Raw genomic sequence first — 22931 nt, 5'->3', positions numbered from 1 at the left:
CGGGGTCAGTCGCGCCGGTACATCACGTCGGAGCGGAGCACGTACTTGCACCCGCGCGTCACGGCGGCGCCGCGGTGGAGCCGGCGGTGCTCGAACACGAGGGCCATCCCGCGCCGCGGGGTGATGCTCCGGCCGCCCCAGAAGTCGGTCGTGCCGCCCTCGAAGCCGTCGTTCAGGTAGAGCATCGCGGTGAACAGGCTCCGCTCGCCGTCCGAGCGCAGGATCGACCCGTCGCCGTGCCAGTTGAAGTACTCGCCCTCGGTGTACCGGTAGAAGCGGAAGCGCTCGTTCAGCCCGACGGCGCGGTGGTGGCACCAGCGCGGCGGGGTCCACGGCGCGAGCCGCTCCCAGAGGCTCATGGCGAGGGCCGGATCGTCGAGGAGGATGCGGCCGTTGTTGCGCACCTCGAGGTTCACGACGTCGGTGCCCCCGATCGGCGCCTGCTCGAAGCCCCGAGCCTCGGCGAGGGCGATGAAGCCATCGCACTCCTCGGGCGACAGGAGGTTCGTCACCGTGAAGATGCGGAGGTCGTCCGCGTGGGCGGTCCGCTGGGCGGGTCGTTCGGCGTGGATCGTGCTGCTCATGCGGGAACCCTGCGTCGCGGCGGGCCGGATCCGGAAGGGCGGGACCGGGCAGGACCGGGCAGGACCGGGCAGCGCGGTGGACAGGAGGGCAGGGCATCGCCGAACATCGAGGGCTCGCAGCGATGGCACAGGTCCCCAGGGCGGGCCGCGGCGCGGAGCCCGCGGCGCATTTCAACCACGCGCTCCTGCTGCGGGCGCGGCTCGAGCTCGACCTGACGCAGGAGCAGGTCGCAGCGTCGATCGGCGTCGATGTGCGGACCTACCGCCGCTACGAGTCGGGCGCCGTCAACGACCCGCGGCTCGGCTTCTCGGTCCGGAGCCCGTCCCGCCGGCGCATCCTCGAGCGGCTCGGCGCCGAGCTCGGCCTCGCCGAGGCCGACCTGCTCGTCGCCGGGGCGGGGGAGGCGCCCGCCGGCGCAGCAGAGGCGCCCAGCGGCGCAGCAGAGGCGCCCGCCGGCGCAGCAGAGGCGCCCAGCGGCGCAGCAGAGGCACAGGCGCCGGCCATCGCGCCCGCGGCGGCGCACGGAGCCGCCCCGGCGTGGCGCCCGCTGCACGCGCACACGCTCCAGCGGGCGCGGCACTTCGTCGGGCGCGGGGAGATCCTCGATCGGCTCGCCGCGTGGGCCGGCGCCTCGCCGCCCTCCCCCCGCGTGATCGCGCTCCTCGGCGTGGGCGGGGCGGGCAAGACCGCGATCGCCGAGCGCTTCCTCCAGGGGCTCGGAGACGCCCCGCGGCCCGGCGGCGTGCTCGTCTGGAGCTTCTACGACGATCCCAGGACCGAGGCGTTCCTCGACCAGGCGGCGGCCTACTTCGCGCCGGGCCCCGGCGCAGCGCCGCGGCCGCCGGCGGCGCCCGGCGAGCAGCTCGCGCGGCTGAAGGAGGCGCTGGGGCAGGGCCCGCCGCACCTGCTCGTGCTCGACGGCCTCGAGACCGTGCAGGCCGAGGGGGGCGCCGGCCGCGCGCACGGCGAGCTCCACGACGCGCTCCTCCGGCGGCTGCTCTGCGCGATCGCCGCGGGCCTGGGCGGCGCGCGGGCGCTCGTCACGTCGCGCTTCGAGCTCGCGGATCTGGCCGCCTGGGCCGAGGGCGGGCTCTCGACGATCCGGCCGGAGTCGCTCGGCGAGGGCGACGCCGCGTCGCTGATGCGTCGCTGGGGCATCCAGAGCGACGACGACGCCCTCCGCGCGCTGTTCGAGAGCACCGGCGGCCACGCGCTCTCGGTCGCCGTGGTCGGCTCGTACGTCGGCGCGTTCCTCGGCGGCGACGCGGGGCGGCTCTCGGCGGCGCGCGCGGCGCACCTCGCCGAGGCCGAGCGCGACGACGTCCTCGCCCGCCGACTGAGCTCGGTGCTGTCGGCCTACGCGCGCGCGCTGCCCCCGGGCGAGCGGGACCTGCTCGCGCGCCTCTCGGTGTTCCCGGGCGGCGCGGGCGAGGCGGCGCTGCTCCGGCTGGTCCGGGCCGGCGGCGAGATCGCGGGCGCCATGGCGGGGTGGGGCGCCGCGGAGCTCGCCCGCGGGCTCGCGCGGCTCGAGCGTCTGGGGCTCGTGTTCGCGGCGCGGCAGGGCGAGCTCTGCCACTCGACGCACCCGTTCGTGCGGCAGCACTTCAAGTCGCTGCTCGGCGTGCCGCCGGATCGCATTCACGCCGCCGGGAGCGCCGCGCCGCCGCCGCGCCTCGACGAGGCGCCGCGCCGGGCCCCGCGGGAGCGCCGGGCGGTCGACGCGTACGAGGCCATCCTCACCGAGCTGCTCGGCGCCGGGCGCGCGACCGAGGCGTACGAGATCTACGCGCTCGGCCTCGGGGGCTTCGCGCACCTCGGGCTCCAGCTCGGCGACATGGCGCGCGGCGCCCGGCTCCTGCGCGCGTTCGCCGGCGGCGACGATCCCCGCGGCATGCCGGCCTCGCTGCCCGCGCGCGTGCGCGCGTCGCTCGCGTACGACGCGGGCCTCTACGCGGGCGCGCTCGGCGATCTCGCGTTCGCCTGCGCCTGCTACGAGGCGCACAACGAGATCGCCGGGGCGCTCGCCGACCCCGCGCCGCTCGCGACCGGCCTGCGCACGCTCGCGTACACGGAGCGGCTGCGGGGCAACCTGACCGAGGCGCGCCGCCTGCTGGAGCGCTCGGCGGAGATCGCCGGGATCGCCGGGAGCGCCGGGAGCGTCGCGCGCGCCGCGGACCAGGCCCACGCGGTACGCGCGCTGGCGCTGCTCGCCGCGGTGCTGCACGACCTCGGCGAGGTCGACGCGGCGGGCGAGCGCTTCGCGCTCCTGCGTGCGATGGGCGACGCCCCGGTGGCGCGCCGCGCGCTCTGGGAGGCGGAGCACGCCCTCGCGCTCGGGCGCCGGGACGAGGCGCGAGAGGCCACCGAGCGGAACCTCGCGGCGTGCCGGCGGCGCGGCTGGGAGGGGCACGTGGCGCACGGCCACACGCTGCTCGGCCTCGCGCTGCTCGGCGGCGGCGGCGACGGCGACGTCGCGTCGGCCGAGGCGCACCTCGTCGAGGCGCGCCGCTGGGCCTCGGTGACGGGCGAGGTGGAGGTCGCGCTGCGGTGCCACGAGCTCGCGGCGCGGCTCGCGCTCGCGCGCGGCCGGCTCGACGACGGCGCGCGGCAGGCGCTGGAGGGGCTGCACGTCGCGGAGGCGTGCGGGTTCGGCCCGTTCCGCGCGCGGCTCGCGGTGGTCGCCGCGCGGTGCGCCCTGGCCCGCGGCGCGGGGCAGGCGGCGTCTGCGGTGGCGCTCGCCGACGCGGCGGTGGCGTGGGCGGGCGAGGACGCGTGGGCGAGGGCGGACGCGCTGCACTGGGCGGGCGTGGCGGCGGCGCGCGAGGGGGACGTGCCGTGCGGGCGGGAGCTGCTCGCCGAGGCGGCGGCGCTGCGGGCGCGCCTGCGCCATCCCGAGGCGGCGGCGTCGCGGGAGGCGCTGTCGCGGCTCGGGTCGACCCCGGCGAGCGAGGCGCGGTTCAGGTAGGCGGGTCAGGCCGCCGCTGTCGTCCCGCGGCGCTGCAGGCGCTGCAGGATGTCCGTCGTCTCGGCGCTGGCCTTGAGCCCGGCGAGGCGCTTCTCGACGTCGCGCTTCAGCACGGCCGCCATCACCGGCTCCAGCACCGGCGCGAGGACCCGCGGGCGCGCCGTGAAATTGTAACGGAAGGTGACGCGGGTCCGCCGCGGCGAGAGCGCCTTGAAGAGCCACGCGCCCGAGAACTGGCGGAAGATCCGCGGCCCGTCGACCATGGTGATCGCCACCTGCTCCGGCGGGTTCAGGGTGATGTAACGGGCCTCCATGGACAGCCCGTTCTTCGCCCGCACCCACACCCGCACATCGACGGCCGGCTCGGTCGCGCCGTCGCGGTAGCGCATCTCGCGGAGGAACGGGTCCCACTCGAGCCGGAGATCGTGGTCCTGGGACAGCGCGAAGAGCTCGTCGGGAGCGGCGTCGATCTCGGCGGTGCTCTGGATCGTGGGCATGGCGCTCAGGATAGGGCCGCGGGGATCGCGATGGCGAGCGCGCGCTGCGACGGCTGTTCAGGTCGCCAGCCACGCAGCCGAAGTGAGCTGGCGCGGTCCGCGGGGATAGGGGGATAGATTGAGCATCACCGACGCACCCCCCAAATTCAAGCCGCCTCGCCGGGATCTCCGCATGTTCCAGAACATGGCCTCCCAAGATCCTGGACGCTCCCTGCCGGGGGGTAGGTTCTTGACTGCCATGAATGGCTGTAATGCCGCTGGTGCCGCAGTGTCGCAGCACACCGCTCACGCATTGCACACCTTCACCTGGCCAACCCACAACTCAGGAATGATCTGTGCGCTGCGATCAGCAGCCTGCCACCTGCCGCACCGGTCGAGCTCGGCCCGTCTCCTGCATCGTCATGGGCGCAACGTCGCGCCCCCCGGGCGCAACCGAAGAGGGAAGGAGCCGATAAATGAACCACGTGAAAATTCTTGGCCTCATCGCCGTCAGCGCGGGAGTGTGCGCGATCTCTGCGCTTGCTTCTGCGGCGAATACGGTGCCGATCGACAACCTGAACCTCGTCGAGGAGACAGCAACGCCACCCTCGCCGGACAACGAGCGTTATGCCTTCCGGCCGGCTGTCGGCTACTACCGGCCGGCTGCGGGCTACTACCGGCCGGCTGCGGGCTACTACCGGCCGGCTGCGGGCTACTACCGGCCGGCGGCCGGCTACTACCGGCCGGCTGTCGGCCACTACCGGCCCTATCGGCGCTAGTACAGGTATGGGCCCTACCGTGATGGCCACGGAGTTGGGCGCGACCATCACGGAATGCCGGGTCCGCTTTGCCGAGCGCGGAGTCGAACATCGCGGGCGATTGCGCTGAGACATCGCGCGTCAAGCGTCGCCGTCCGACCGCGGCCTGCTCTGGGGCCCGGTGGCAACGCATTGGACACGTGGGTGGCGAAAGCGGGTGGCACGCCGCGCGCAATACGGCTCCACGGGGGTGAGCTCCATGGACGAGACAGGAGACATAGGAAAGCGCGTGCTCTTCGTGCTTCCCGCTGCCGCGATCCACCTCGGGCTGGTGCTCGTGCTGGGTGTGCTGCATGTGCGCTTGCCGTACGGAGGATGGGTGGAGCGTGCGGTGGGCTACTATGGCGCGCTCTCCGGGGCCAGCAGCGCGTATTCCTTCTTTGCTCCGAGCGTCGGGCCTCTGCCCTGGGCCACCTTCCAGGTCAGGGATCGCGCGGGGACGCTGACGACCGAGGTGCTGGAGACAGGAGCGAGCCGCGAAGCGGACCTCCGCGTCAAAAATATCATCGGTATGTACTGGGATGAGCAGGACCCGGCCGTGAGGCGCTCCCTGGTTGCGTCCTGGGCAGCGAAGGTGTTCGCCAAGCACCCAGAGGCGGACAGCGTTGTTGTCCGGCTCGAGAGCTACGACCTGCCCTCGATGGCGGAGTATCGCGCGGGCAAGCCGTCGCAGTGGTATGTCGAATATCAGGCCAAGTTCAACCTGAAGGCGCCGCTCGCTACCGGCGAGATCAACAAAGAGGCGACGCCATGAGGCAGCGGACCTATACCCTGCGCCTGCCGGATGCTCGAGCGGCAGCTGCGCGCCTGTGGGGCTCGATGGGGCGATTCGCGCTCGCGCCCGCGTCGGCGCGGCCCCTGGCAGCGCTCCGGATAGGGCTCGCGTCGGTCCTCTTGGCGCAGGCGGCGCTGATCGCGCCCATCGCTTCCGAGCTGTACTCGCGTTCGGGCATCGTTCAGGGACGGCTCCTCGACGGGTCTGGCGCGATCGGCTTCCCCCGGATCGGCCACCTCGTGAATGCATTTTCGCGCTTCGGGGTCGGTGAGAGCTCGGTGATCGCTGGCGTGGGTCTTCTCTACGTGCTGTCGCTGGCTGGCCTCCTGCTCGGCTGGAGGACGAGGTCCTCCGCGGCGTGCGCTTGGTTCGTCCATCTCACGTTGATGATGACCGCGGAGAGGACGAACTACGGAGCAGATCAGTTCGCGAACATCTTCCTGTTCTACCTCATTTTCATGCCTTCTGGCGCCGCGCTGTCGCTCGATCGTGTCTTCGGACGAGCGCCGCCTGAGCCGAGCGCGACTGCGCGTCTCGCGCTGCGGGTGGTACAGCTGCACCTTTGTCTCGTCTACCTTTCGAGTGGTGTGGAAAAGGCATTGGGCTCAGCGTGGTGGGACGGCGACGCGGTGTGGCGATCGCTCATGCTGCCCGAGTACCGGCGGTTCGATTTTTCGTGGCTCGCTCACCACGCCTGGATCGCCGTGGCCGCGGGGTGGATGGTGCTGCTCGTGGAGATCGGGTACCCGTTCTTCATCTGGCCACGTCGGACCCGGCGACTCTGGGTAGCAGCCACGGTCGGATTGCATGTTGGAATCGCGGTCTTCATGAGGCTCGATATCTTCGGTGCCATCATGTCGGTGTTCACCCTTGCCGCGTTTGGCGTGAAGGCGGACCCTCGACAGGCGCGAGCGCCCTCGGCTGTGGGCGCTCTTCACGGGCGAACGGGATCGGTGCACGACGTCATCGGGTCGTCAGAGCGCTAGTCGGGTAGGCCGGCGCAGGGTCTTGTACCCCTTCGGATCGTCACGGTAGAGGAAGGCGTTGTTGCGCGCCGGGTCGGCGCCCAGAGCAGCCTCGTCGTTCTCCGGGCTGAGCGCCAGCGGCGCGCCGCTCCGCCAGCGCCCCATCATCCTGGCGGCGAGCCGCTCCTCTTCCTCGGTTCCTCGGGAGTCGCCGAGTTCGCCTTCAGGAACTGACGGAACGCCGGGGTCCCCGTGGGACAGAGGCCGGGAACCATCGAGTATCGGATATTCCCGGATACCTTCGTCAAGGTGGTCGAACACTACCCTCCGGGAGGCGCGCCCCAGGTCGAGACAAGAGGACCGCGTGCTCTTGCGCTTCTCGTCGGTGAGCTGCAGATCCTTCAAAGGATGCCCGATGCAGGGGGTTACATGCGATGAGATGCCTCCCGAGCCAGCCGTTCGGCCACTGCGGATAGCCGAACAGAAAATGATGTACACCTCGGGGAAGCGTTCCAGTACGAAAACGGCCGCCGGTCACGAAAGCGAGATGATATGAGCCGGACACGGAATTGCGCCGATATTCGACCGCTTGCAGAAGCGCTGCCAAGAGCGGACGAAGAGATAGAGGTAGGGAGATTCGGTACGGCGCTCCCCAGGTCACGCGGGTTCACGCTCATCGCCAAGGTCATACCAGGACGGGAGGATGTGGTTCGCGCACACGGTAAGACCATCGAAAATCTGATAAAGGAGCAACCCCGGGCGCTCGCTCCGCTTGCGCTCCATCATCTGCGCTGGGCCACCTACAAGGAAGGTGACACCACGTGGTTCCTTTATATCGGCTTCTTCGACACGGATTTCGACAAGTATATAGAGGACGCGGTGCTGCTCTTCAAACAGGCAGGCCTCAACACGATCTTCGAGCAACTCGAAGGCTTTCCGTCCGACTGGAAGGAGAACCCTGCCTCGTTCGCCAAGTTCGCACGTGAGCACGCAGCTGAGCCATTCATGGAGTACGCGGAGTATCCAGACGCCACCGGAGTGGAGGTGGTCAAGGCGCTCAAGGTCAAGTGCGCCCTTTCCACGATGCTCGACCAGATGCAGTGAGCTCATTCTCTGGTTGCGAGACAGGGAGCAGAATCCCCGCTCCTGTCGCGATTGACCTCTAGACGTTCTGGAGAAACCTCGCGGCAAATAGGACCAACAGCGATGGAGGAGACCGATGCCCGAGTCAGTCAGCGGCCTGCTCGAACTGGATGACATACAGAGCGGGGTCTTGCGCCCACGGCCTGCGCCGTACGTGGCGACGTACCTCTTGCTTCGCATCGACGACCGCAAGGCAGGGCGGGAGTTGATGAGGCGGCTCAGCAATGTGGTGGCCTCGGCCGCCCACCGCGAGAGTCCGGCGGCCGATACCTGGGTGAGCGCCTCGCTCACCTTCCAGGGCCTCAAGGCGCTCGGCGTGCCGCAGGAGTCGCTCGATAGCTTCGCGTGGGAGTTCCAGCAGGGGATGGCCGCGCGCGCGCGCCACCTGGGAGACACCGGCGATAGCAGCCCTGAGCACTGGGAAGCACCGCTCGGAACTCCAGACGTCCACGTCGTGATCACTGCGCTGTCGCCGGACGCGCACGGCCTGGAGGCGGCGCTTGAGCGCGCTCGAGAGGCGATCCAGGCGTTGCCGGGAGTTGCGTTGATCTGGCGCCAGGATTGCTATGCGCTGCCCGGTCCGAAGGAACACTTCGGGTTCAGGGACGGGATGAGCCATCCCGCGATCGAGGGCAGCGGCATTCCGGGAACCAACCCGGCGCAGCGTCCTTACAAGGCAGGTGAATTCGTCCTGGGCTACCCGGACGAGCTGGGCGGCGCCCTGACGCCCCAGCCCGAGGCGCTGGGCCGCAACGGGACCTACGTGGCTTTTCGTAAGCTGAACCAACGCGTGGCGCTGTTCCGCCGATACGTGAAGGAGAACTCTCTCGGCCCGGACGACGAGGAGCTTCTGGCGGCAAAGATGATGGGGCGCTGGCGGAGCGGTGCGCCCCTGGCGCTCAGCCCATCCAGCGACGATCCCGAGCTGGGAGGCGACCCGCTACGCAACAACGCATTCCTCTATGGAGACGACCCGACAGGCTACAAGACCCCTCTCGAATCACACATTCGCCGAGTGAACCCACGAGACTCAAGCGTGGCGGGTATGGTCGGGCTGCACCGGATGATCCGGCGTGGAACGGTCTATGGTCCTCCGCTCGCGGAAGGGGTTCTGGAGGACGATGGTGTCGACCGGGGGTTCATATTTGCCTTCGTTGGAGCGCACCCGGGGCGGCAGTTCGAATTTGTGCAAACGGAGTGGGTCAACAGCGGCGCTTTCATCGGGGCGGGGAACGCCAAGGACCCCATCACCGGATCGAATGAGGGGGACGGCGACTTCACAATTCCACGGCGGCCGATCCCGCGGCGCCTCCACGGATTGCCGCGGTTCGTCCTGACAAGGGGCGGTGAGTACGCGTTCATGCCGGGGCTGCGAGCCCTGCGATGGCTCGCTGATCTCCAGACATGAGCTGCGCTTTCACCCGACGGCGGATGTTGACGGGTGGACGTGGATGGATGAGCCCACGAGGTGGCAAGGCCACGTTCGCCGTCGGGACGTGCACGAGGAGGCAGACGATGCCCGCCCACGCGATCAAGCCAATCGGGCTCTTTTTGGGGTTGCTCTTCCTGGGGATCGGGATCGCGCCGGGCGTACGCGCCTCGACCCTCCGGACCACGTCCGGAGACATCGCCGTCTCCAATCTGGAGAGCTCGCTCCGCGCAGCCTGGAGCGACTATCTCCGATTCGCCCGAAAGAACGGCGCGCCGGATCGCATCGTCCAGATCGAGCAGTTGAAGGCACAGTTCCTGGGCGACATAGAGTCACCGGATCGCCTGCGTCACCTTGCCACAGAGCTCCGTCGTCATGAGCCCGAAGCCGGCGAGACCTACCTGCTGTCGGCGAGGATCGCGGCGTACTTGCATCGATTCGAGGAGGCCGAAGCCGACCTCCGCCAAGCCGGGCGCCGCGGCGTCCTGGCGGCCATGACCGAGCCGGTGCGGCTCTCGATCCAGCAAGCGACCGGCGAGCGTTTGGCGGAGGTATTGGCTGTGCGTCGCAGAAGGGCGCAGACCCTCTCCGGCATCGACGAGCTCCTCCCCCTTGCGGCCTTGCTCGTGGACCTCGGCGAGTACGAGGAGGCGGACCGCGTGTATGCACGGGCGCTCGCCCAGTACCGCGATGTCTCCCCGTTTCCGCCGGCGTGGGTCTGCTTCCAGCGCGGGGTGCTCTGGGGCGAGCGCATGCCCGCGCCGCAGCCCGAGAGAGCTCGGCGCTATTACGAAATGGCGCTGGCGTACTTGCCGACTTACGTTCCGGCGCGCGTCCACCTCGCCGAGCTCTACGCCAGGCGCGGCGCTCTCGCCAAGGCGGAGGCGCTCCTCACCCCCGGGGCACGCCGCGGCGACCCGGAGTCCAGGTGGCGCCTTGCCCAGGTCCTGAAGGAGCAGGGCCGCGCCCAGGAAGCGCACGAACAGTTGCTTGGGGCCAGGGCCTCCTACGATCGGCTCCTCGCGCGGCACGAGCTCGCCTTCGCCGATCACGCCGCCGAGTTCTACCTCGGTGACGGCAATGACGTGCTCAAGGCGCTGTCGCTGGCTCGCCGCAACCTGGCCAACCGGCCGACGCTCCGCGCCTTCGAGTTGGCCCACGAGGCCGCCGTCCGCGTCGGTGAACGACGACTCGCCGCCAATCTGCTCGCCGAGGCCCAGGCGCGCCTGGGGAACACGAAGGCCTTTCAGGCGTCTCCCCTCTCGCGCAAGAACCGATCAACGGAGAAGCACCCCCATGTGCCACAGGCCCACATCGAGTGAAGCGGTCGCCCGCCGCCGGGGGAATACGGTCATGCAGCTCCTCCGTCTCCTGGTCGGGATCCTTGTTCTCGGTCCCATCGGCGGTCTTCCGGCCATCGCGTCGGATCACATCGACGGGCCGCGCTCCATGGGAGATCCGGCGGCAGACCTGAATGATCTGTACGCTTTTCAGAGCCCGGAGCGGACCGACCGCACGGTGCTCATCGCCAACGTGTTCCCGTTCGCGGGCGACTCCGCGTTCTTCTCCGACGCCGTGAACTACATCATCGCGATGCGCCGCGTCCATGTCGCCGGCTCGGGGAACGAAGCCCGCTTTCAGGCCGCCAAGGAGGAGCTGAAGTTCACCTGCAAGTTCGAACCGCTCGAAGCCTCAACGAGCGGCGGCAAGCCGCGCCAAAGGGGGGCGTGCACGTTGCCTGGCGGGAGGACCTTGCCGCTGGTCGTCGGCGACGCGCGAGGCGCTGCCACGCCCGATGGCGCCTTCCGTATCTTCGCCGGGCTGCGGTCGGACCCCTTCTTTTCCGGCTGGGGGCACCCGCCCCGCGACGCGATACCGAAGGCCATCCCCAACGCCCTCCAGGACAACAACGTCCTGAGCATCGTCATCGAGCTCGACACGACCAAGGTGCTCGAGCCGCGCAAGGGATCGCTGTTCGGGGTCATCGCAGAGACAACGCCCGGCGCCGCAGGGGGGGGGTTCACGAGCGACGTCCCGCGGATCGACCGGGTCGGACGGCCCGAGGTGACCAACCTCCACATGTTCGTCGATGGCGAGATCGACCTGCGGGACCTGTGGAATCAGGAGGATCCGTTCGCGGTCGACCCGAAGCGCCTGCCGCTCTACAGAGATCGCCTGCTCCTCTCGCTCGATCTCTGGGACAGGCGGGACGGCAAGGTCGATTGGACAGAGGCCGGGCGCAGGGCCCTGGTGAACGTGCTCCTGGACGATTTCCTCCTGATTGACGTGACCAGGCCGACCACCGACGACAGCCATCGAGAGATCGAGCACAGCACGCTCGAGGGGAAGAAGTACGCCACGGGCGGGGGCAGGACGCTCGACGCCAATATCATGAACATCTTCATCTCGTACGAGGTCAACCGTGGCAGAGGGCCCATGCTCCGCGGCGGGGCAAAGGGCGCCACGCAGCCGGGGGGCAAGACGTTCCCCTACGTGCAGCCGCCCAACGTGACGCCGATCGAGATCACCCGCGCAGTCGACCTCGCCGCCGGCAGCAAGGAAGTCTGGAAGGTGATCGGGCGCTTCGACGGGCTGATGGACTGGCACCCGATGGTCGTGCGGCTGGAGACGGTCGGGAGAGGGGTCGGCCAGCTGCGGAAGAGCTTCATGTCGGACGGGTCTGAAGTCGTCGAACGGCTAGAGGAGCTCGACGACGCCCGGCGGCTCATGCGGTACACGATGGTGAGCGGGTTGCCAGCCTCGGACTACACGGGGGTCATCCAGGTCAGGGACAGGGGCGCGGGTTGCACGGTGGAGTGGCGGGTGAGCTATCGGCTCAAGGGCGCGGGTACCCCGTTCATAGGCGCAACGGTCGATACCATCATCTCCAGGGGCCTCGAAGGCTTGAAGACGCGTTTCGGCGTGCTCCAATAAAGCCATTTATCGTCTCCCGAGCTGAGCGGACCAATCGGCCGGATCGACGGGGCCGTCCACGAGCTGCGCCGTGGCAAATCCGAGATTGTTCGATCGCGACGATCGAGACGAGCAGGACGCCGCTCGCTCTGTCGGAGTCGGGTAGCGCCCAAGCGCACCATCGGCATCAACAACGGTGCTTGGTAACACGGCTCAGCTCACCACGACAGCGCGGCCATCGGCGGTGTAAATCACCGCCTTTGCCGCGGCGAGCGCGGCCGCCGGCGGCGTGGGCTCGATCGACGGGCGACGAGCCGCCACCTTCTTCGTCGAGCTCGTCGAGCTCGTCGAGCTCGTCGAGCGCACGAACGGCCAGAAGAGCTGCTCAGCCCAGGGCTCGGCCGGTGCGTCGTCGGGCAGCCCGAAGCCCTCCTGCCGAGCGTGCGGGATCATGAGCGTGCCATGGATCACATCGAAGCAGATGAGGGCGACGCCATAGTTCTTCATGGCATTGCCGTAGCGGCCGACGCCGTGGTGGGCGTGGTGGGTGTCGGGCAGCGAGATGACGCGCTCGATCACCCACATGAAAGGACGTGTGAAGCGGTTGCGCTGAAGCGGCAGATCCCAGCGGAGATCGGAGTGCTCCATCAACACCATCAGAGTCCTGAAGGCCAATCCAGCCGCGTAGGCACCAGGCTGGCCGAGCCAGATGACGGCCGGGCCCAGCCACGCGCCCGGCACCAGCACATGCCACAGCCAGTTTTGCCGGTAACCGACGCCGATATTCATGTTGCGCGGGACGTGGTGCGGTTTGTGGATACGCCACAGCCACGGCCATTCATGGCTCTTGCGGTGGAACCAGTACACCGCGTACTCGTCGGCGAGCACGTAGATCGGGAAGGCGAGCCAGAAGCTCACGCCCGCGAGCGCCCCCTCCGAGCGCGGCCAGAGCGCCTTGAACGCCCAGATCAAGGCGGCGAAGGAGGCGCCGCGTACCAGCAGGAAGTTACCGAGGCTCACGAGGCTCGCGCCCAGCTCCCGCATGGTGAGCACGCCGGGGCGCCGGTACAGGCCGAACGCGGTCTCCAGGGCGGCGAAGATCGCGATGAGAGCGAGGGCGATCAGAGCATTTCCGAGCATGATGCCTCTCCTTCCGCGCGTCGTGTCCGGGCTCGTGCCCCCGCCGAGGTGGCGAGGGCGATCGAGCCACGGTCCAGGAACTTGTCGCAATGCACGTGGTCCGGCGGGATCGTGCCGCGCAGCACGTCGAGCGCGCCGTCGATCATCCCGGGCGGCCCGCACAGGTAGGCCGCGCGATCGGCGTGGGCCACGGCGACCTCACGGAGGTAGTCCGAGACGTGCCCCTTCCGCCCTGTCCAGCTCGAGCCTTCGGGCTCTCGCGAGAGCACGGGCACGAAGGCGAACCGCCCTCGCCATCGCGCCTCGATCGAGGCGATGGCGTCGAGCGCGTAGAGGTCCTGCCGGGTGCGCGCGCCGACGACCAGCGTCACGTCGCGAGCGAGCCCGTCCGAGATCCCTTGCTCGAGGATCGCGCTGATCGGCGAGAGGCCAGTGCCTCCTGCCACACAAAGGAGCGACCGCCCGGCCTCGTGGTAGCGGAAGCCGCCGTGGGGCCCCGAGAAGCCGAGGCGCGAGCCCGTGCGATCGGCGGCGAAGAGCCAGTCGGTGAAGGCGCCGCCCGGGACGTGGCGGATATGAAAGAGCGCTCTTCGCGGCGAGGCCCGGGCCGGTGCCTCGGCGAACGAGTAGCAGCGCGGCTCGCCAAGCCCCGGGACGCCGGGCGCTGTGAGCTGCGCATACTGCCCGGCCACGTAGCGGATCTCCGCGGCGAGGCCGACCTCGATCGCGAGGATGCCGGGCGCGAGCGGCGTCACGCGCGTGATGCTCGCGTCCGCCTGCACCGGCTGCACCGGCGCAGGCCCCGCCGAGCGCTCGCGGCCGATGCCCGGGACCTCGACCGCCACGTCCTCCGACTCGGCCAGGCTCTGGCAGGCGAGGACGAAGCCGGCGGAGAGCTCCTCGGGCGTGACGTGGCGAGAGATATCCTTTTTGAGGCGGACATGCCCATTGGTGAGCCGGCACTTGCAAGTGCCGCACTCGCCCACGTTGCACATCCGGGGGAACGGGATATTCGCGCGCGCGGCTGCGCTGAGCAGCGTCTCTCCGGGCTCGATGGTCGCCGCGCGCTCGCTGCCCAGGACATGAAGCGTCCCGCCTCGACCGCCCTTCCGGCGGACAGATGAAAATCCGAACATGATGTGTTCTCTTTCTGTGGATGGCCACCCAGGTCCGCGGCGCCTGGCCGCGAGCTCGGGTCGCTCTTCGCTGGGCCGCCCCTCGCTGGTGCAGCCCTGAGCGCGCGGATTTCATGGGCGGCGACCCACGGAAAGCCCAATCAAGAAACGGTATGAGTCAGATGACCAGCGCGAATACTCCGCTGAATCCGGGGTCGCGCGCCTCCTCCTGAATCAGCCCGCCCGCCGAGGACAGGTCAGAGGCGGCTGCAGAGATCGATGAGCGATCGCCGGAGCCACTGATGGGCCCGGTCGGCCTCCTGAGATACGTGCCACATCATGAACAGCGGGATCGGGTGGATGGGCAGAGGACAGCTCACCACCCGGACGGGGAAGTGCTGCTCGAACAGCCGTGCCAGGGGGAGCGGCAGCGTGCAGACGAGGTTCGACTGCGAGACGATGAACGGCATCGATAGATAATGGGGGACCTGCACCTGCACGCGCCGCGATAGCCCCACGACGGCCTGGGTATGCTCTGCCAGGTCGGTCTGGCCCTCGCGCGGCTCGAGGATGACGTGCTCGAGCGCCATGTACTCGTCGACGGTCAACGAGGGCCCCACGGTCGGATGATCCTGGCGCACCAGCGGGACGAGCTCGATGTCGAGCACGCGCTCTCGCCGGAACCCCTCGCCCGGGATGACGACATGATCCAGGACGAGCTCGACCTTGCCGAGCCGCATTTCATTCTGCAGCAAGGCCCCAGGCTCGCGGCAGATCTCGATCCGGACGCGAGCGCCGAGCTGCTCGAGCCACCGCAGAAACCGGGGCAAGAGAACGGCCTCTCCGAGGTCGCCGATCCCCAGCGTGAAGGTGTGGCTCGCGGTGTAGTCGAAGGCGTCAGTCTGAGCGAGCGAGGCCTGGATCAGGTCGAGCGCCTTCCGGATCGGGCCGGCGAGCGAGAGGGCGCGCGGCGTCGGAGCCATCTCCTTGCCGCAACGCACGAAGAGATCGTCGTCGAGCAGGAGCCGCAGCCGGGCCAGCGCGCTGCTCACGGCGGGCTGGGTCATGCCGAGGCGCTCGGCTGCGCGCGTCACGTTGCGCTCGAGGATCATGACGTCGAGCACGGTCAGCAGATTCAGGTCCACGGCGCGCAGGCGAGGAAGCGGCGGTGCGCTCATGCGGAGAGGGTAGCGCAGCCCCCCCACGTGCCGCGCTCGGCCCGCGGGGGCGAGCTCCTCCGCGCGCGCCCCTTTGAGGTCGACCGCACGGCTCGGCGCGCTGGCCAGCGAGCCGGCCACGGCGGCGCGTCCCCGGGCAGGACGGGCCACGCAGCCGAGGTGCGTTTGCGGGTGGCCTGCGTGACGCCAGGCCGTCGCGATAGCGGCGCGCCTCCTGCCCTTTGGGCCTGAACGGATGATGCGCGGTATTGGCGCTCTCGCCCCGCCTGCCGTTCCAGCATGTATAACCTAATCTGGCGCTGCTCCGATGAAAAATCGCATCCGCGGTGCCATCGTCGTCGTCCGACATCCACGCGACGCGCGTGGTGGAAGGGAGAGAGACGATGCGGATATTGCTGACGGGGGTGGGGACGCGCGGTGACGTGCAACCTGTAGTTGCCTTGGCCGCCGAGATGCGGCGTCGGGGGCACGACGTGAGGCTGTGCGTTCCGCCGAACTTCATTGACTGGGTGGGCGGCTTGGGCTTCACGGCGGCCCCGATCGGAATCGCGATGCGTCAACCGAGCGGGGCCGCCGCCGCGCAGGCCTCCCTGCCGACGCCGGAGCAGATCCGCGCCCTGGTCGAGCACCTCGTGAGAGACCAGTTCGACGCGACCGCGTTGGCCGCCGAGGGATGTGACGTGATCGTGGCCGGCGGAGAGCACCAGTACGCCGCACGGTCGATCGCGGAGCGGCTGGGCATCCCGTCCGTGGTCGCCGTGTATGCGCCGGTGGCCCTGCCGTCGCCGGATCATGCGCCCAGCGGGGAGCCCGGGGGTGACCCGGAGTCCAACCTCCGGCGCTGGCAGGACGAATCGCGGAGCTGGAACGAGCGCATTCTCGAGCGGCTCAACGACAATCGGAAGCGACGGGGCCTGGGTCCGCTGAGCGATGCTTGCGGCCACATCCTGGGCGAGGCTCCGTGGCTCGCGGCGGACCCGGTCCTCGGGCCGCTGCCGGCGACTCCCGGCCTGAAGCCCACGCAGACGGGAGCCTGGCTCCTTCCCGATCAGACGCCGCTCGTACCCGAGCTGGAAGCGTTCCTCGCCGCCGGCGAGGCGCCTGTCTACGTCGGCTTCGGCAGCATGCCTGCGGACCCGCAGACTGGCCGCATCGTCATCGAGGCCGTGCGGGCTGCGGGGCGCCGCCTCGTCCTGTCGCAGGGGTGGGCCGAGCTCGGTCGGGTCGACGACGCCCCCGACTGCATTGTGATCGGCGACGTCAACCAGCAGGCGCTGTTCCCGAGGGTCGCCGCGGTTGTGCACCACGGCGGGGCGGGTACGACCACGACCGCGGCGCGCGCGGGCGTCCCGCAGGTGATCGTCCCGATGTTCGCCGATCAGCCCTATTGGGCCTCGCGCGTCCGGGCGCTCGGGATCGGGACGTCCGTGGCTCGTGGAGCGCTGAGCGCGGAGTCCCTCCTGGCCGCTTTGGGGGGCGCCCTCGATCAGGGGGTCGTTGCTCGCGCGGCCGCGCTCGCCGGCGCCGTGGCGGTGGATGGCACGGCCGTCGCCGCCGACCTCATCGAGCGGGCCTCCGCGTAACCTCCGGGGGGGGTTGCCGCGCGCGGCTCATCGGGCGCGCGACAGCGGTCGATCGTCCGGCCCCCACGGCCGCACGCCGGCCCGTTGACGGCTCGCGAGCACCCCAGTAGTCCGCCGTTGATGGCCCACCGATCGGCGTTCATGTTCACTTTCGTGGCGGTTGCGGCGCTCGCGCTGGGCGGCTGCAACCGCGGGTATCAGACGGCAGCCGAGCTCCAGGCCGCGGAGCGCGGTCCGACCCACTGCGCCAGCTCCTGTTACGAGCTCGGGATGAGGATGTCCGCCTTCGTGCTCGTGGACCGCGGTGTGGCGGGCTGCGTGTGCGAGCCGGTTCAGGCGCCGGCCGGCCCATCCCCCGCGCCGCCCCCGCCGGCCGCGCCGCCCCCGCCGGCCGCGCCGCCCCCGCCGGCCGCGCCGCACTCGCCGGCGGTGCCGCCCCCGCCGGCCGTGCCGGCCGCGCCGCCCCAGGGCCGCGTGTCGGCCGCCGCGGCGGCGGGCTACGCCGTGATCGAGGCGTATCGCAAGCAGCAGGAGGAGCAGCAGGCGCTGCGGGCCACGCAGCCGAAGTAAGCTGGCCGGGGGCCTGCGTGACGACCCGCCGGTTGGAGGAGGCTCACGGGCATCGTTGGCTCCTGGAGGAGCCCGCGTGGCATACTCGGCAGGACCATGAACGAGCCGGCGCGCAAGATTCTCTGGACGTATGCCGAGTACCTCGATCAGGAGCGGGCGAGCCCGACGAAGCACGAGTTCCTGAACGGCGAGATCTTCGCGATGGCCGGCGGAACGCCGGAGCATGCGCGCCTGTGCGTGAGCGTCAGCGCCGAGCTACGGGCGCATCTCCGCGGGCGGCCCTGCGCGGTCTACTCCTCCGACCTGCGCGTCCGGGTGCAGGCGACCGGGCTCTCCACGTACCCTGACGTCAGCGTTGTCTGCGGCAAGCTCGAGCGCGATGCTGTCGACAAGGACGCCGCGCTCAACCCGATCGTTCTGGTCGAGGTCCTCTCCGACAGCTCGGAGGCCTACGATCGGGGGCAGAAGTTCGCGCACTACCGGCGGATCCCTTCGCTCCGGGAGTACGCGCTCGTCTCGCAGCACGAACCGCGCATCGAGGTGTTCCACCGCAACGAGGATGACTCGTGGACGCTCCGGGAGGCCCGCGCAGGAGAGGGCGCGCATCTGGAGACGATCGGGTGCACCCTGTCGATCGACGAGGTGTACCGAGATCCGCTCGCCGAGGTCGCGACCCAGGAGGAGCCCACCCTCGCCTAGGCTAGGGGGCCTCGAGGCACAGAGCGTCGCGGCCGTCCTCGCCAGCGCGGCGGCCAGCTACTTCGCCCAGAGCACCGAGAGGTCGAGCTCGATGGCCTCGAAGGGCGCGACGCGCACGCGCGCGGCGTCGCGGTGGACCACCGCGGGCCCCCAGCGACGATCCTCGCCGAGCACGTAGACCTCGAGCGTGTGCTTCATGGGATCGACCAGCCACGCGTACCGCACGCCCTCGCGCGCGTAGATTGGCATCTTCTCGTCGCGGTCGACGTCCTCCGTCGAAGCGCTCAGGACCTCGCAGACCCAGTCCGGGGCGAGGGCGAAGTAGGCCGTGTCGGGCAGCTCCGGCATGCGCTCGACGCGCCAGCCCGCAAGGTCGGGCACGAGCGCGTCGATCTCGCCGGGCGCCTCGGGATCGGGGAAGTGGAGCTCGGGCTCGTCCGGGATGTGCCAGCCGCCAGGTCCGCCCTCGCCCAGATCGAAGGGGCCGGACAGCTTCCCCCCGAGCCTGGACGACGCCCGTGCATGTCGCGGCGCCGGCCGAGGGAACACGTGCAGGGTACCGCGGACGAGCTCCGCCACCTTGTTCGGCGGGACGGCTTCGAGGTCGGCGTACGTGGCGCGGCGCTGCTTTTCGGCGGGCTGACCCATGTGCGTAGCCTGCCCGGGGGCGCGCGGCTGGGCAAGGCGAGGAGCAGGCCAGGGCCGGAGCCGGCCGGGGCCCCGCGCCGGGTGACACTACGTGTGCCCCGCCGTTTACAGATCTGCCTGCGAAATGACACTACGTGACCACCGGTATTCTCAGCAGGCCCTGCGAAATGACACTACGTGTGTCCCGCCGTTTACAGATCTGCCTGCGAAATGACACTATGTGACCACCGACGTACCCGCTCCGGGCTCCCGGCGAGGCGTTGCACCTCGGATCCCCGGCCCGCCCCCCGTCGCGCCGTCGCGCCGTCGCGTCGTCGCGTCGAGATCTTGCGCTCCTCAGAGCACACATCCGACGGCGATGTAGCCTCACGGCCGCGCTCGCCTGGATCTACGCTCCCAAGATGGCCAAAGCCAAGACCCACAAAGAACCCACCGGGAAGGCGCCCAAGGCGGCTCCCACGGCAACAACGACCTACCACGCTTGCTACAAGCGCTATGCCCCGCTGGCCGCGGAGCTCCCCGAGCGGGAGATCGAGGTCTGTCGGGCGGACGTGCGCATCGCCTTCGCCAACGTGAAGCGCGGTGTCCAGGCCGCGTGCGCGGATCCGGCGCGCATCCGGCGAGCGCTGCCGGAGCTGCGGCTCGATGACGTGCTCGCGCTGCCGGACCTCGGCCGGGCCCTTGTCTTCGCCGCCACGCGCGTCGCGGCGAAGCCGGCGAGCTCCGGCGAGATCGAGGCGAAGCTGGTCATCGTGACCGAGCTGCGCGAGCCGATGCTCACGCTCGCCGAGACGCTGGCGAAGCGGGCGCTCCTGCCGAAGGACGTGGTGGCCGAGATCCGGGCCGGCAGCGGCAAGTACGACCTGGCCAGCGACGGGATGGCGCTGGCCCACCTGTACGTGGAGCACGCGGGCGCGCTCCGCGGAAAGCACCCCTTCACGCAGGAGGAGCTCGACCAGCTGCGGGAGGCGAGCGAGTGGCTGCTCGACACCCTCACCCCCGACGGCGCCCGCCGCCCCGTCGCCAGGCAGCGCAGCGAGGCCGAGAAGATGCGCGATCGGCTCTGGACCCTCCTGGTCCGGCGTTACGCGGATCTGCGCAAGATCGCGTACTACTTCCACGGCGAAGCGTTCGAGGAGGTGACCCCGAAGCTCCAGTCGCGCCTGTCGCGCTCCGCCGCCGCGGACGTGGCCGCGGAGGTCGAGGCCGAGGAGAGCGGCGGCGACGACCCGGGCGCGGACGAGAGCGGCGGCGCCGTCGCCCAGCCGGCCCAGCCCGCCATCGCGCCGTCTCCGTGAGCCGCGGCGCGTAGCCCGCCGCGCGGCGGGCTACGCGCGCGCGCATCGGCGCTGCCCGCGTGCAGCCACGGCGAACACAAACGGGTCCGGAGAGCCCCCCGTAATCAAGGGGATATGAGCGCATCTCTCTCGCCCCCCGCCGGCACCTCCCGCGAACGCACCTGGAACGCCCTTCATACAGCCGCAGTGGAAGCGCTCCCTGGCGCGTTCCGTCTGATGGGCGTGGCCGAGGCCGACATCGACGACCTCCTCCAGGAGGTCCTCCTCGCTGCCTACCGGTCCCTGGATCGATTCGACCCCACCTGGTGCCCGCCCCAGGACGATGCCGATCCCGCGGGCCGGGACGCCTGGCGCCAGCACCGCAGCGCCGAGGCGCGGTGGGTGTTCGGGATCGCGTGGCGGAAGGTGAGCCATTACCTGGACCGCGCCCATCGCCGCCGCGAGGTGCCGAGCGGCCTGCTCCCGGCGCCGTGCGGCGAGCCGGTCGATCCCGCGCCGCTCAGCGAGCAGCGCGCCGTGGAGCGGGAGCGGCTGGAGCTCGTGATCGACGTGCTCTGGACGCTGGCCCCGGAGCGGCGGCTCCTCCTGGTCCTGCACGAGGCGTACGAGGTGCCGCTCGTCGAGATCGCGCGAGAGCTGGGCATCAACTACAACACGGCGACCAACCGGCTGCGCCTCGCCCGCGAGGACTACCACGCTGCCATCCAGCGGCTGCGCCCGGAGCAGCGAGACGCGCTGCGCGGGTGCTGGCTCGGGTTCCCGCTGGCTTCGGCGTTTCTTGTGCACGAGGACGCCGGAGCGATCGCGCCCGCGCCGCCTGCGCCCGCGCCGCCTGCGCCCGCGCCGCCCGCTCCTGCGCCAGCGGGCCTCGCGGGCCCGCACACCTGGCTGGGAGAGCTGGGACGCGCGGTCGGGTGGAGCGTGGCGGGCGCTGGAGGCACCGTGGCCTTGCTGATCGTGTTCGCGCCGCCGCAACCGCTCTGGGCTGACCATTTCGGCGTGCTGGCGACCGAGCTGCCCCGGGTGCGTCTCTCCCGCGTCGTGGAGATGGCCCCTCGGGAGAGGCCGGCGCCGCCGCCCAGCGCGCCGCCGCCCAGCGCGCCGCCGCCCGAAGTGACCTCCCGGCGCGATGCGGCGCTGCGTCCCGCGGCGCCGGCAGCCGCGCGGGGAGACTCGTTCGCCGAGGAATACCGGGTGCTCGACGCGGCGCAGGCGATGCTCTCCGCCGGCGATTCCGCCGGGGCGCTCCGGCAGCTCGCGCTCCATGAGCAGCGGTTCCCGAGCGGCCGTCTGAGGTCCGTGCGCGAGCGGCTCCGGGAGCTCGTGCAGATGCGCCGGACCGGTCCGGCCGGTGGCGCGGCGAGGGAGGAGCCGTCGCGATGAGCCGGCCTCACGAGGAACGGGCGCAGCGCGCGCGGCCCGCGCTTCGTGGCACGGAGCGCGCGCGGCCCGCGCTTCGTGGCACGGAGCCTCTCCGCCATGCCCGGCGAGCGGCGTTTGCCGGCGCCGCCGTTCTGGGCGCCGCGTGCCTGCTCTCCGCCGGGGAAGCTCACGCCGAGCCGGGGTTGCGCCCGAGCGCGGCGCGCCTCGAGTACGTGCGCGGGCGTGGCGCCGAACACTGCCCTGACGCGTCGTTCCTGCGCGCCGAGGTGGCACGGGTGGCGGGCGCCGACCCGTTCCGGGACGATGCTCCGCTCCTGATCTCGGCCAGGATCGAGCGCCATGGGGCCGAGCTCGTGGCCTCGCTGGCGCTGCGCGACGGCCAGGGGGAGATCGGGTGGGCCGATGGGTTCAGCACCAGCAGAGCCTGCGAGGCGCTCGTCGCCGGCATGGGTCTCGCCATCGCAACGCGGCTCCTGAGCATGGCGGAGCGGGTGTCGCGTGAACCTTCGCCGCGTGAGCCTGCGCAGGAAGGTCCGCAGGGTCCGCCGAGGCCTTTGCCGCCTGCGCAGGCGGCGCGCGCGGCGCCGGAGCCGTCCGGCCGGGGCGCGCCGGAGCCACCTATCCCTTCGGGAGAGGAGGTGACGGCGGATCCTCCCGAGCCGTTGCGGTTCGAGGCGGGGCTCGGGGCGACCGTCGGACTGGGGATCACGCCGGGGGTCGCGGCCGGAACGACCCTGGCCCTCGGCGTGCGCTGGTCCGACGGGTCGGTCGCCGTGGAGGGGCGGGGGCTCGTCTCGCTGGCGGAGGAGGTAGCCGACATGGACATCCGTACGACGGCCTTCACGGTCGCCACCGTGGCCTGCCTTCGCGGTCACTTCATGTTCGGCTGCGGGCTCGGGACGGTCGGCGCTGTCCGGTTCGTCCCGCAGGATCCGTGGAACATGCATGTACGCAGCAAGACCCTGCTCGGGATAGGGGCGCGGCTTGGCAGCGCATGGCCGCTCTCGGACAGGTGGTCTGTGCACGGACACGCCGAGGCGGCCTGGATCGTGGAAGATGCGCTGCTCCGGCGTCAGAGCGACGGGAGCGAAGCTCCTGCACCCCCCAGCTGGTCCTCAGCCCCGCTCGCGGCAGCGCTCGGGCTGGGTATCACGGCTACCTACTGAGCGAGCTCCCGCGCGGCGGCGCGTTCTCGTCGAGATGGAAGAATCGGTGATAATTTGTCTCAGAAGCCGGCAATGACTGATG

The 22931-nt window shown here is 70.6% G+C and carries 20 protein-coding genes and 1 pseudogene; 14 read left to right on the top strand and 7 right to left on the bottom strand.

Annotation, left to right across the window (positions count from 1 at the left end):
• Positions 1–5: 5 nt before the first annotated feature.
• The gene (locus WME75_RS20340; RefSeq protein WP_437493272.1) at positions 6–584 is read right to left on the bottom strand and encodes a 2OG-Fe(II) oxygenase; all 579 of its coding nucleotides are present in this window, start codon (positions 582–584) and stop codon (positions 6–8) included.
• Positions 585–706: 122 nt separating this feature from the next.
• On the opposite strand from WME75_RS20340, the gene WME75_RS20335 reads away from it, so the two are divergent.
• On the top strand, positions 707–3550 hold the full coding sequence (locus WME75_RS20335; RefSeq protein WP_437493270.1) for a helix-turn-helix domain-containing protein: 2844 nt from the start codon (positions 707–709) through the stop codon (positions 3548–3550).
• A gap of 5 nt (positions 3551–3555) precedes the next feature.
• On the opposite strand, the gene WME75_RS20330 is transcribed toward WME75_RS20335, so the two are convergent.
• On the bottom strand, positions 3556–4047 hold the full coding sequence (locus WME75_RS20330; RefSeq protein WP_437493268.1) for a type II toxin-antitoxin system RatA family toxin: 492 nt from the start codon (positions 4045–4047) through the stop codon (positions 3556–3558).
• 455 nt (positions 4048–4502) lie between these two features.
• Between WME75_RS20330 and WME75_RS20325 the strand changes: the two genes are divergently transcribed.
• The 3 genes from WME75_RS20325 (at position 4503) to WME75_RS20315 (ending at position 6605) form a co-directional block, all read left to right on the top strand.
• Positions 4503–4805, top strand: coding sequence for a hypothetical protein (locus WME75_RS20325; RefSeq protein WP_437493266.1), 303 nt, complete (start codon positions 4503–4505; stop codon positions 4803–4805).
• Between the two features lie 268 nt (positions 4806–5073).
• The gene (locus WME75_RS20320; protein ID WP_437493264.1) at positions 5074–5598 is read left to right on the top strand and encodes a hypothetical protein; all 525 of its coding nucleotides are present in this window, start codon (positions 5074–5076) and stop codon (positions 5596–5598) included.
• A 140-nt stretch (positions 5599–5738) separates the two neighbouring features.
• Positions 5739–6605 (top strand): HTTM domain-containing protein, encoded by an 867-nt coding sequence (locus WME75_RS20315; protein WP_437493263.1) that lies wholly within the window; start codon positions 5739–5741, stop codon positions 6603–6605.
• An 18-nt stretch (positions 6606–6623) separates the two neighbouring features.
• On the opposite strand, the pseudogene WME75_RS20310 reads toward WME75_RS20315, so the two are convergent.
• Positions 6624–6826: pseudogene (locus WME75_RS20310) on the bottom strand (Dyp-type peroxidase); the annotation flags it as partial.
• Between the two features lie 310 nt (positions 6827–7136).
• Between WME75_RS20310 and WME75_RS20305 the strand changes: the two are divergent.
• From WME75_RS20305 to WME75_RS20290, 4 genes are all read left to right on the top strand, one after another.
• A complete protein-coding gene (locus WME75_RS20305) occupies positions 7137–7688 on the top strand; it encodes a hypothetical protein (RefSeq protein WP_437493261.1) in 552 nt (183 codons plus the stop codon).
• 115 nt (positions 7689–7803) lie between these two features.
• On the top strand, positions 7804–9135 hold the full coding sequence (locus WME75_RS20300) for a Dyp-type peroxidase (RefSeq protein ID WP_437493259.1): 1332 nt from the start codon (positions 7804–7806) through the stop codon (positions 9133–9135).
• Between the two features lie 107 nt (positions 9136–9242).
• Entirely contained in the window at positions 9243–10478 is a 1236-nt protein-coding gene (locus tag WME75_RS20295) for a tetratricopeptide repeat protein (RefSeq protein WP_437493257.1), read from the top strand.
• 31 nt (positions 10479–10509) lie between these two features.
• A complete protein-coding gene (locus WME75_RS20290) occupies positions 10510–12090 on the top strand; it encodes a DUF4331 family protein (RefSeq protein WP_437493256.1) in 1581 nt (526 codons plus the stop codon).
• A gap of 192 nt (positions 12091–12282) precedes the next feature.
• On the opposite strand, the gene WME75_RS20285 is transcribed toward WME75_RS20290, so the two are convergent.
• From WME75_RS20285 to WME75_RS20275, 3 genes are all read right to left on the bottom strand, one after another.
• Complete coding sequence (locus tag WME75_RS20285; RefSeq protein ID WP_437494876.1) at positions 12283–13113, bottom strand: sterol desaturase family protein; 831 nt, start codon at positions 13111–13113, stop codon at positions 12283–12285.
• A 77-nt stretch (positions 13114–13190) separates the two neighbouring features.
• Positions 13191–14345 (bottom strand): 2Fe-2S iron-sulfur cluster-binding protein, encoded by a 1155-nt coding sequence (locus WME75_RS20280; RefSeq protein WP_437493254.1) that lies wholly within the window; start codon positions 14343–14345, stop codon positions 13191–13193.
• Between the two features lie 236 nt (positions 14346–14581).
• Positions 14582–15502, bottom strand: coding sequence for a LysR substrate-binding domain-containing protein (locus WME75_RS20275; protein WP_437493252.1), 921 nt, complete (start codon positions 15500–15502; stop codon positions 14582–14584).
• A 383-nt stretch (positions 15503–15885) separates the two neighbouring features.
• On the opposite strand from WME75_RS20275, the gene WME75_RS20270 reads away from it, so the two are divergent.
• The 3 genes from WME75_RS20270 to WME75_RS20260 all read left to right on the top strand — a co-directional run bounded on the left by WME75_RS20270 (position 15886) and on the right by WME75_RS20260 (position 18354).
• Entirely contained in the window at positions 15886–17085 is a 1200-nt protein-coding gene (locus WME75_RS20270) for a glycosyltransferase (RefSeq protein ID WP_437493250.1), read from the top strand.
• Between the two features lie 120 nt (positions 17086–17205).
• Positions 17206–17655, top strand: a complete 450-nt coding sequence (locus WME75_RS20265; protein ID WP_437493248.1) for a hypothetical protein — start codon at positions 17206–17208, stop codon at positions 17653–17655.
• 96 nt (positions 17656–17751) lie between these two features.
• Positions 17752–18354 carry a Uma2 family endonuclease gene (locus WME75_RS20260; protein WP_437493247.1) on the top strand — a complete coding sequence of 201 codons (603 nt, stop codon included), beginning with the start codon at positions 17752–17754 and terminating at the stop codon, positions 18352–18354.
• Between the two features lie 57 nt (positions 18355–18411).
• Here WME75_RS20260 and WME75_RS20255 read toward each other — a convergent pair whose 3' ends face one another.
• Positions 18412–19002 carry a Uma2 family endonuclease gene (locus WME75_RS20255; RefSeq protein ID WP_437493245.1) on the bottom strand — a complete coding sequence of 197 codons (591 nt, stop codon included), beginning with the start codon at positions 19000–19002 and terminating at the stop codon, positions 18412–18414.
• 401 nt (positions 19003–19403) lie between these two features.
• Between WME75_RS20255 and WME75_RS20250 the strand changes: the two genes are divergently transcribed.
• The 3 genes from WME75_RS20250 (at position 19404) to WME75_RS20240 (ending at position 22849) form a co-directional block, all read left to right on the top strand.
• Positions 19404–20300 (top strand): hypothetical protein, encoded by an 897-nt coding sequence (locus WME75_RS20250; protein ID WP_437493243.1) that lies wholly within the window; start codon positions 19404–19406, stop codon positions 20298–20300.
• Between the two features lie 186 nt (positions 20301–20486).
• Entirely contained in the window at positions 20487–21683 is a 1197-nt protein-coding gene (locus WME75_RS20245; protein WP_437493241.1) for an RNA polymerase sigma factor, read from the top strand.
• Positions 21680–22849, top strand: a complete 1170-nt coding sequence (locus WME75_RS20240; protein ID WP_437493240.1) for a hypothetical protein — start codon at positions 21680–21682, stop codon at positions 22847–22849. The genes WME75_RS20245 and WME75_RS20240 overlap by 4 nt, the downstream gene beginning before the upstream one ends.
• Positions 22850–22931 lie beyond the last annotated feature (82 nt).

The organism is Sorangium sp. So ce1014 (assembly GCF_051521505.1).
Taxonomy (GTDB): Bacteria; Myxococcota_A; Polyangia; order Polyangiales; family Polyangiaceae; genus Sorangium.
Note: the sequence above shows the minus strand (reverse complement) of the source record. Positions and strands in the feature narration are given on the sequence as shown.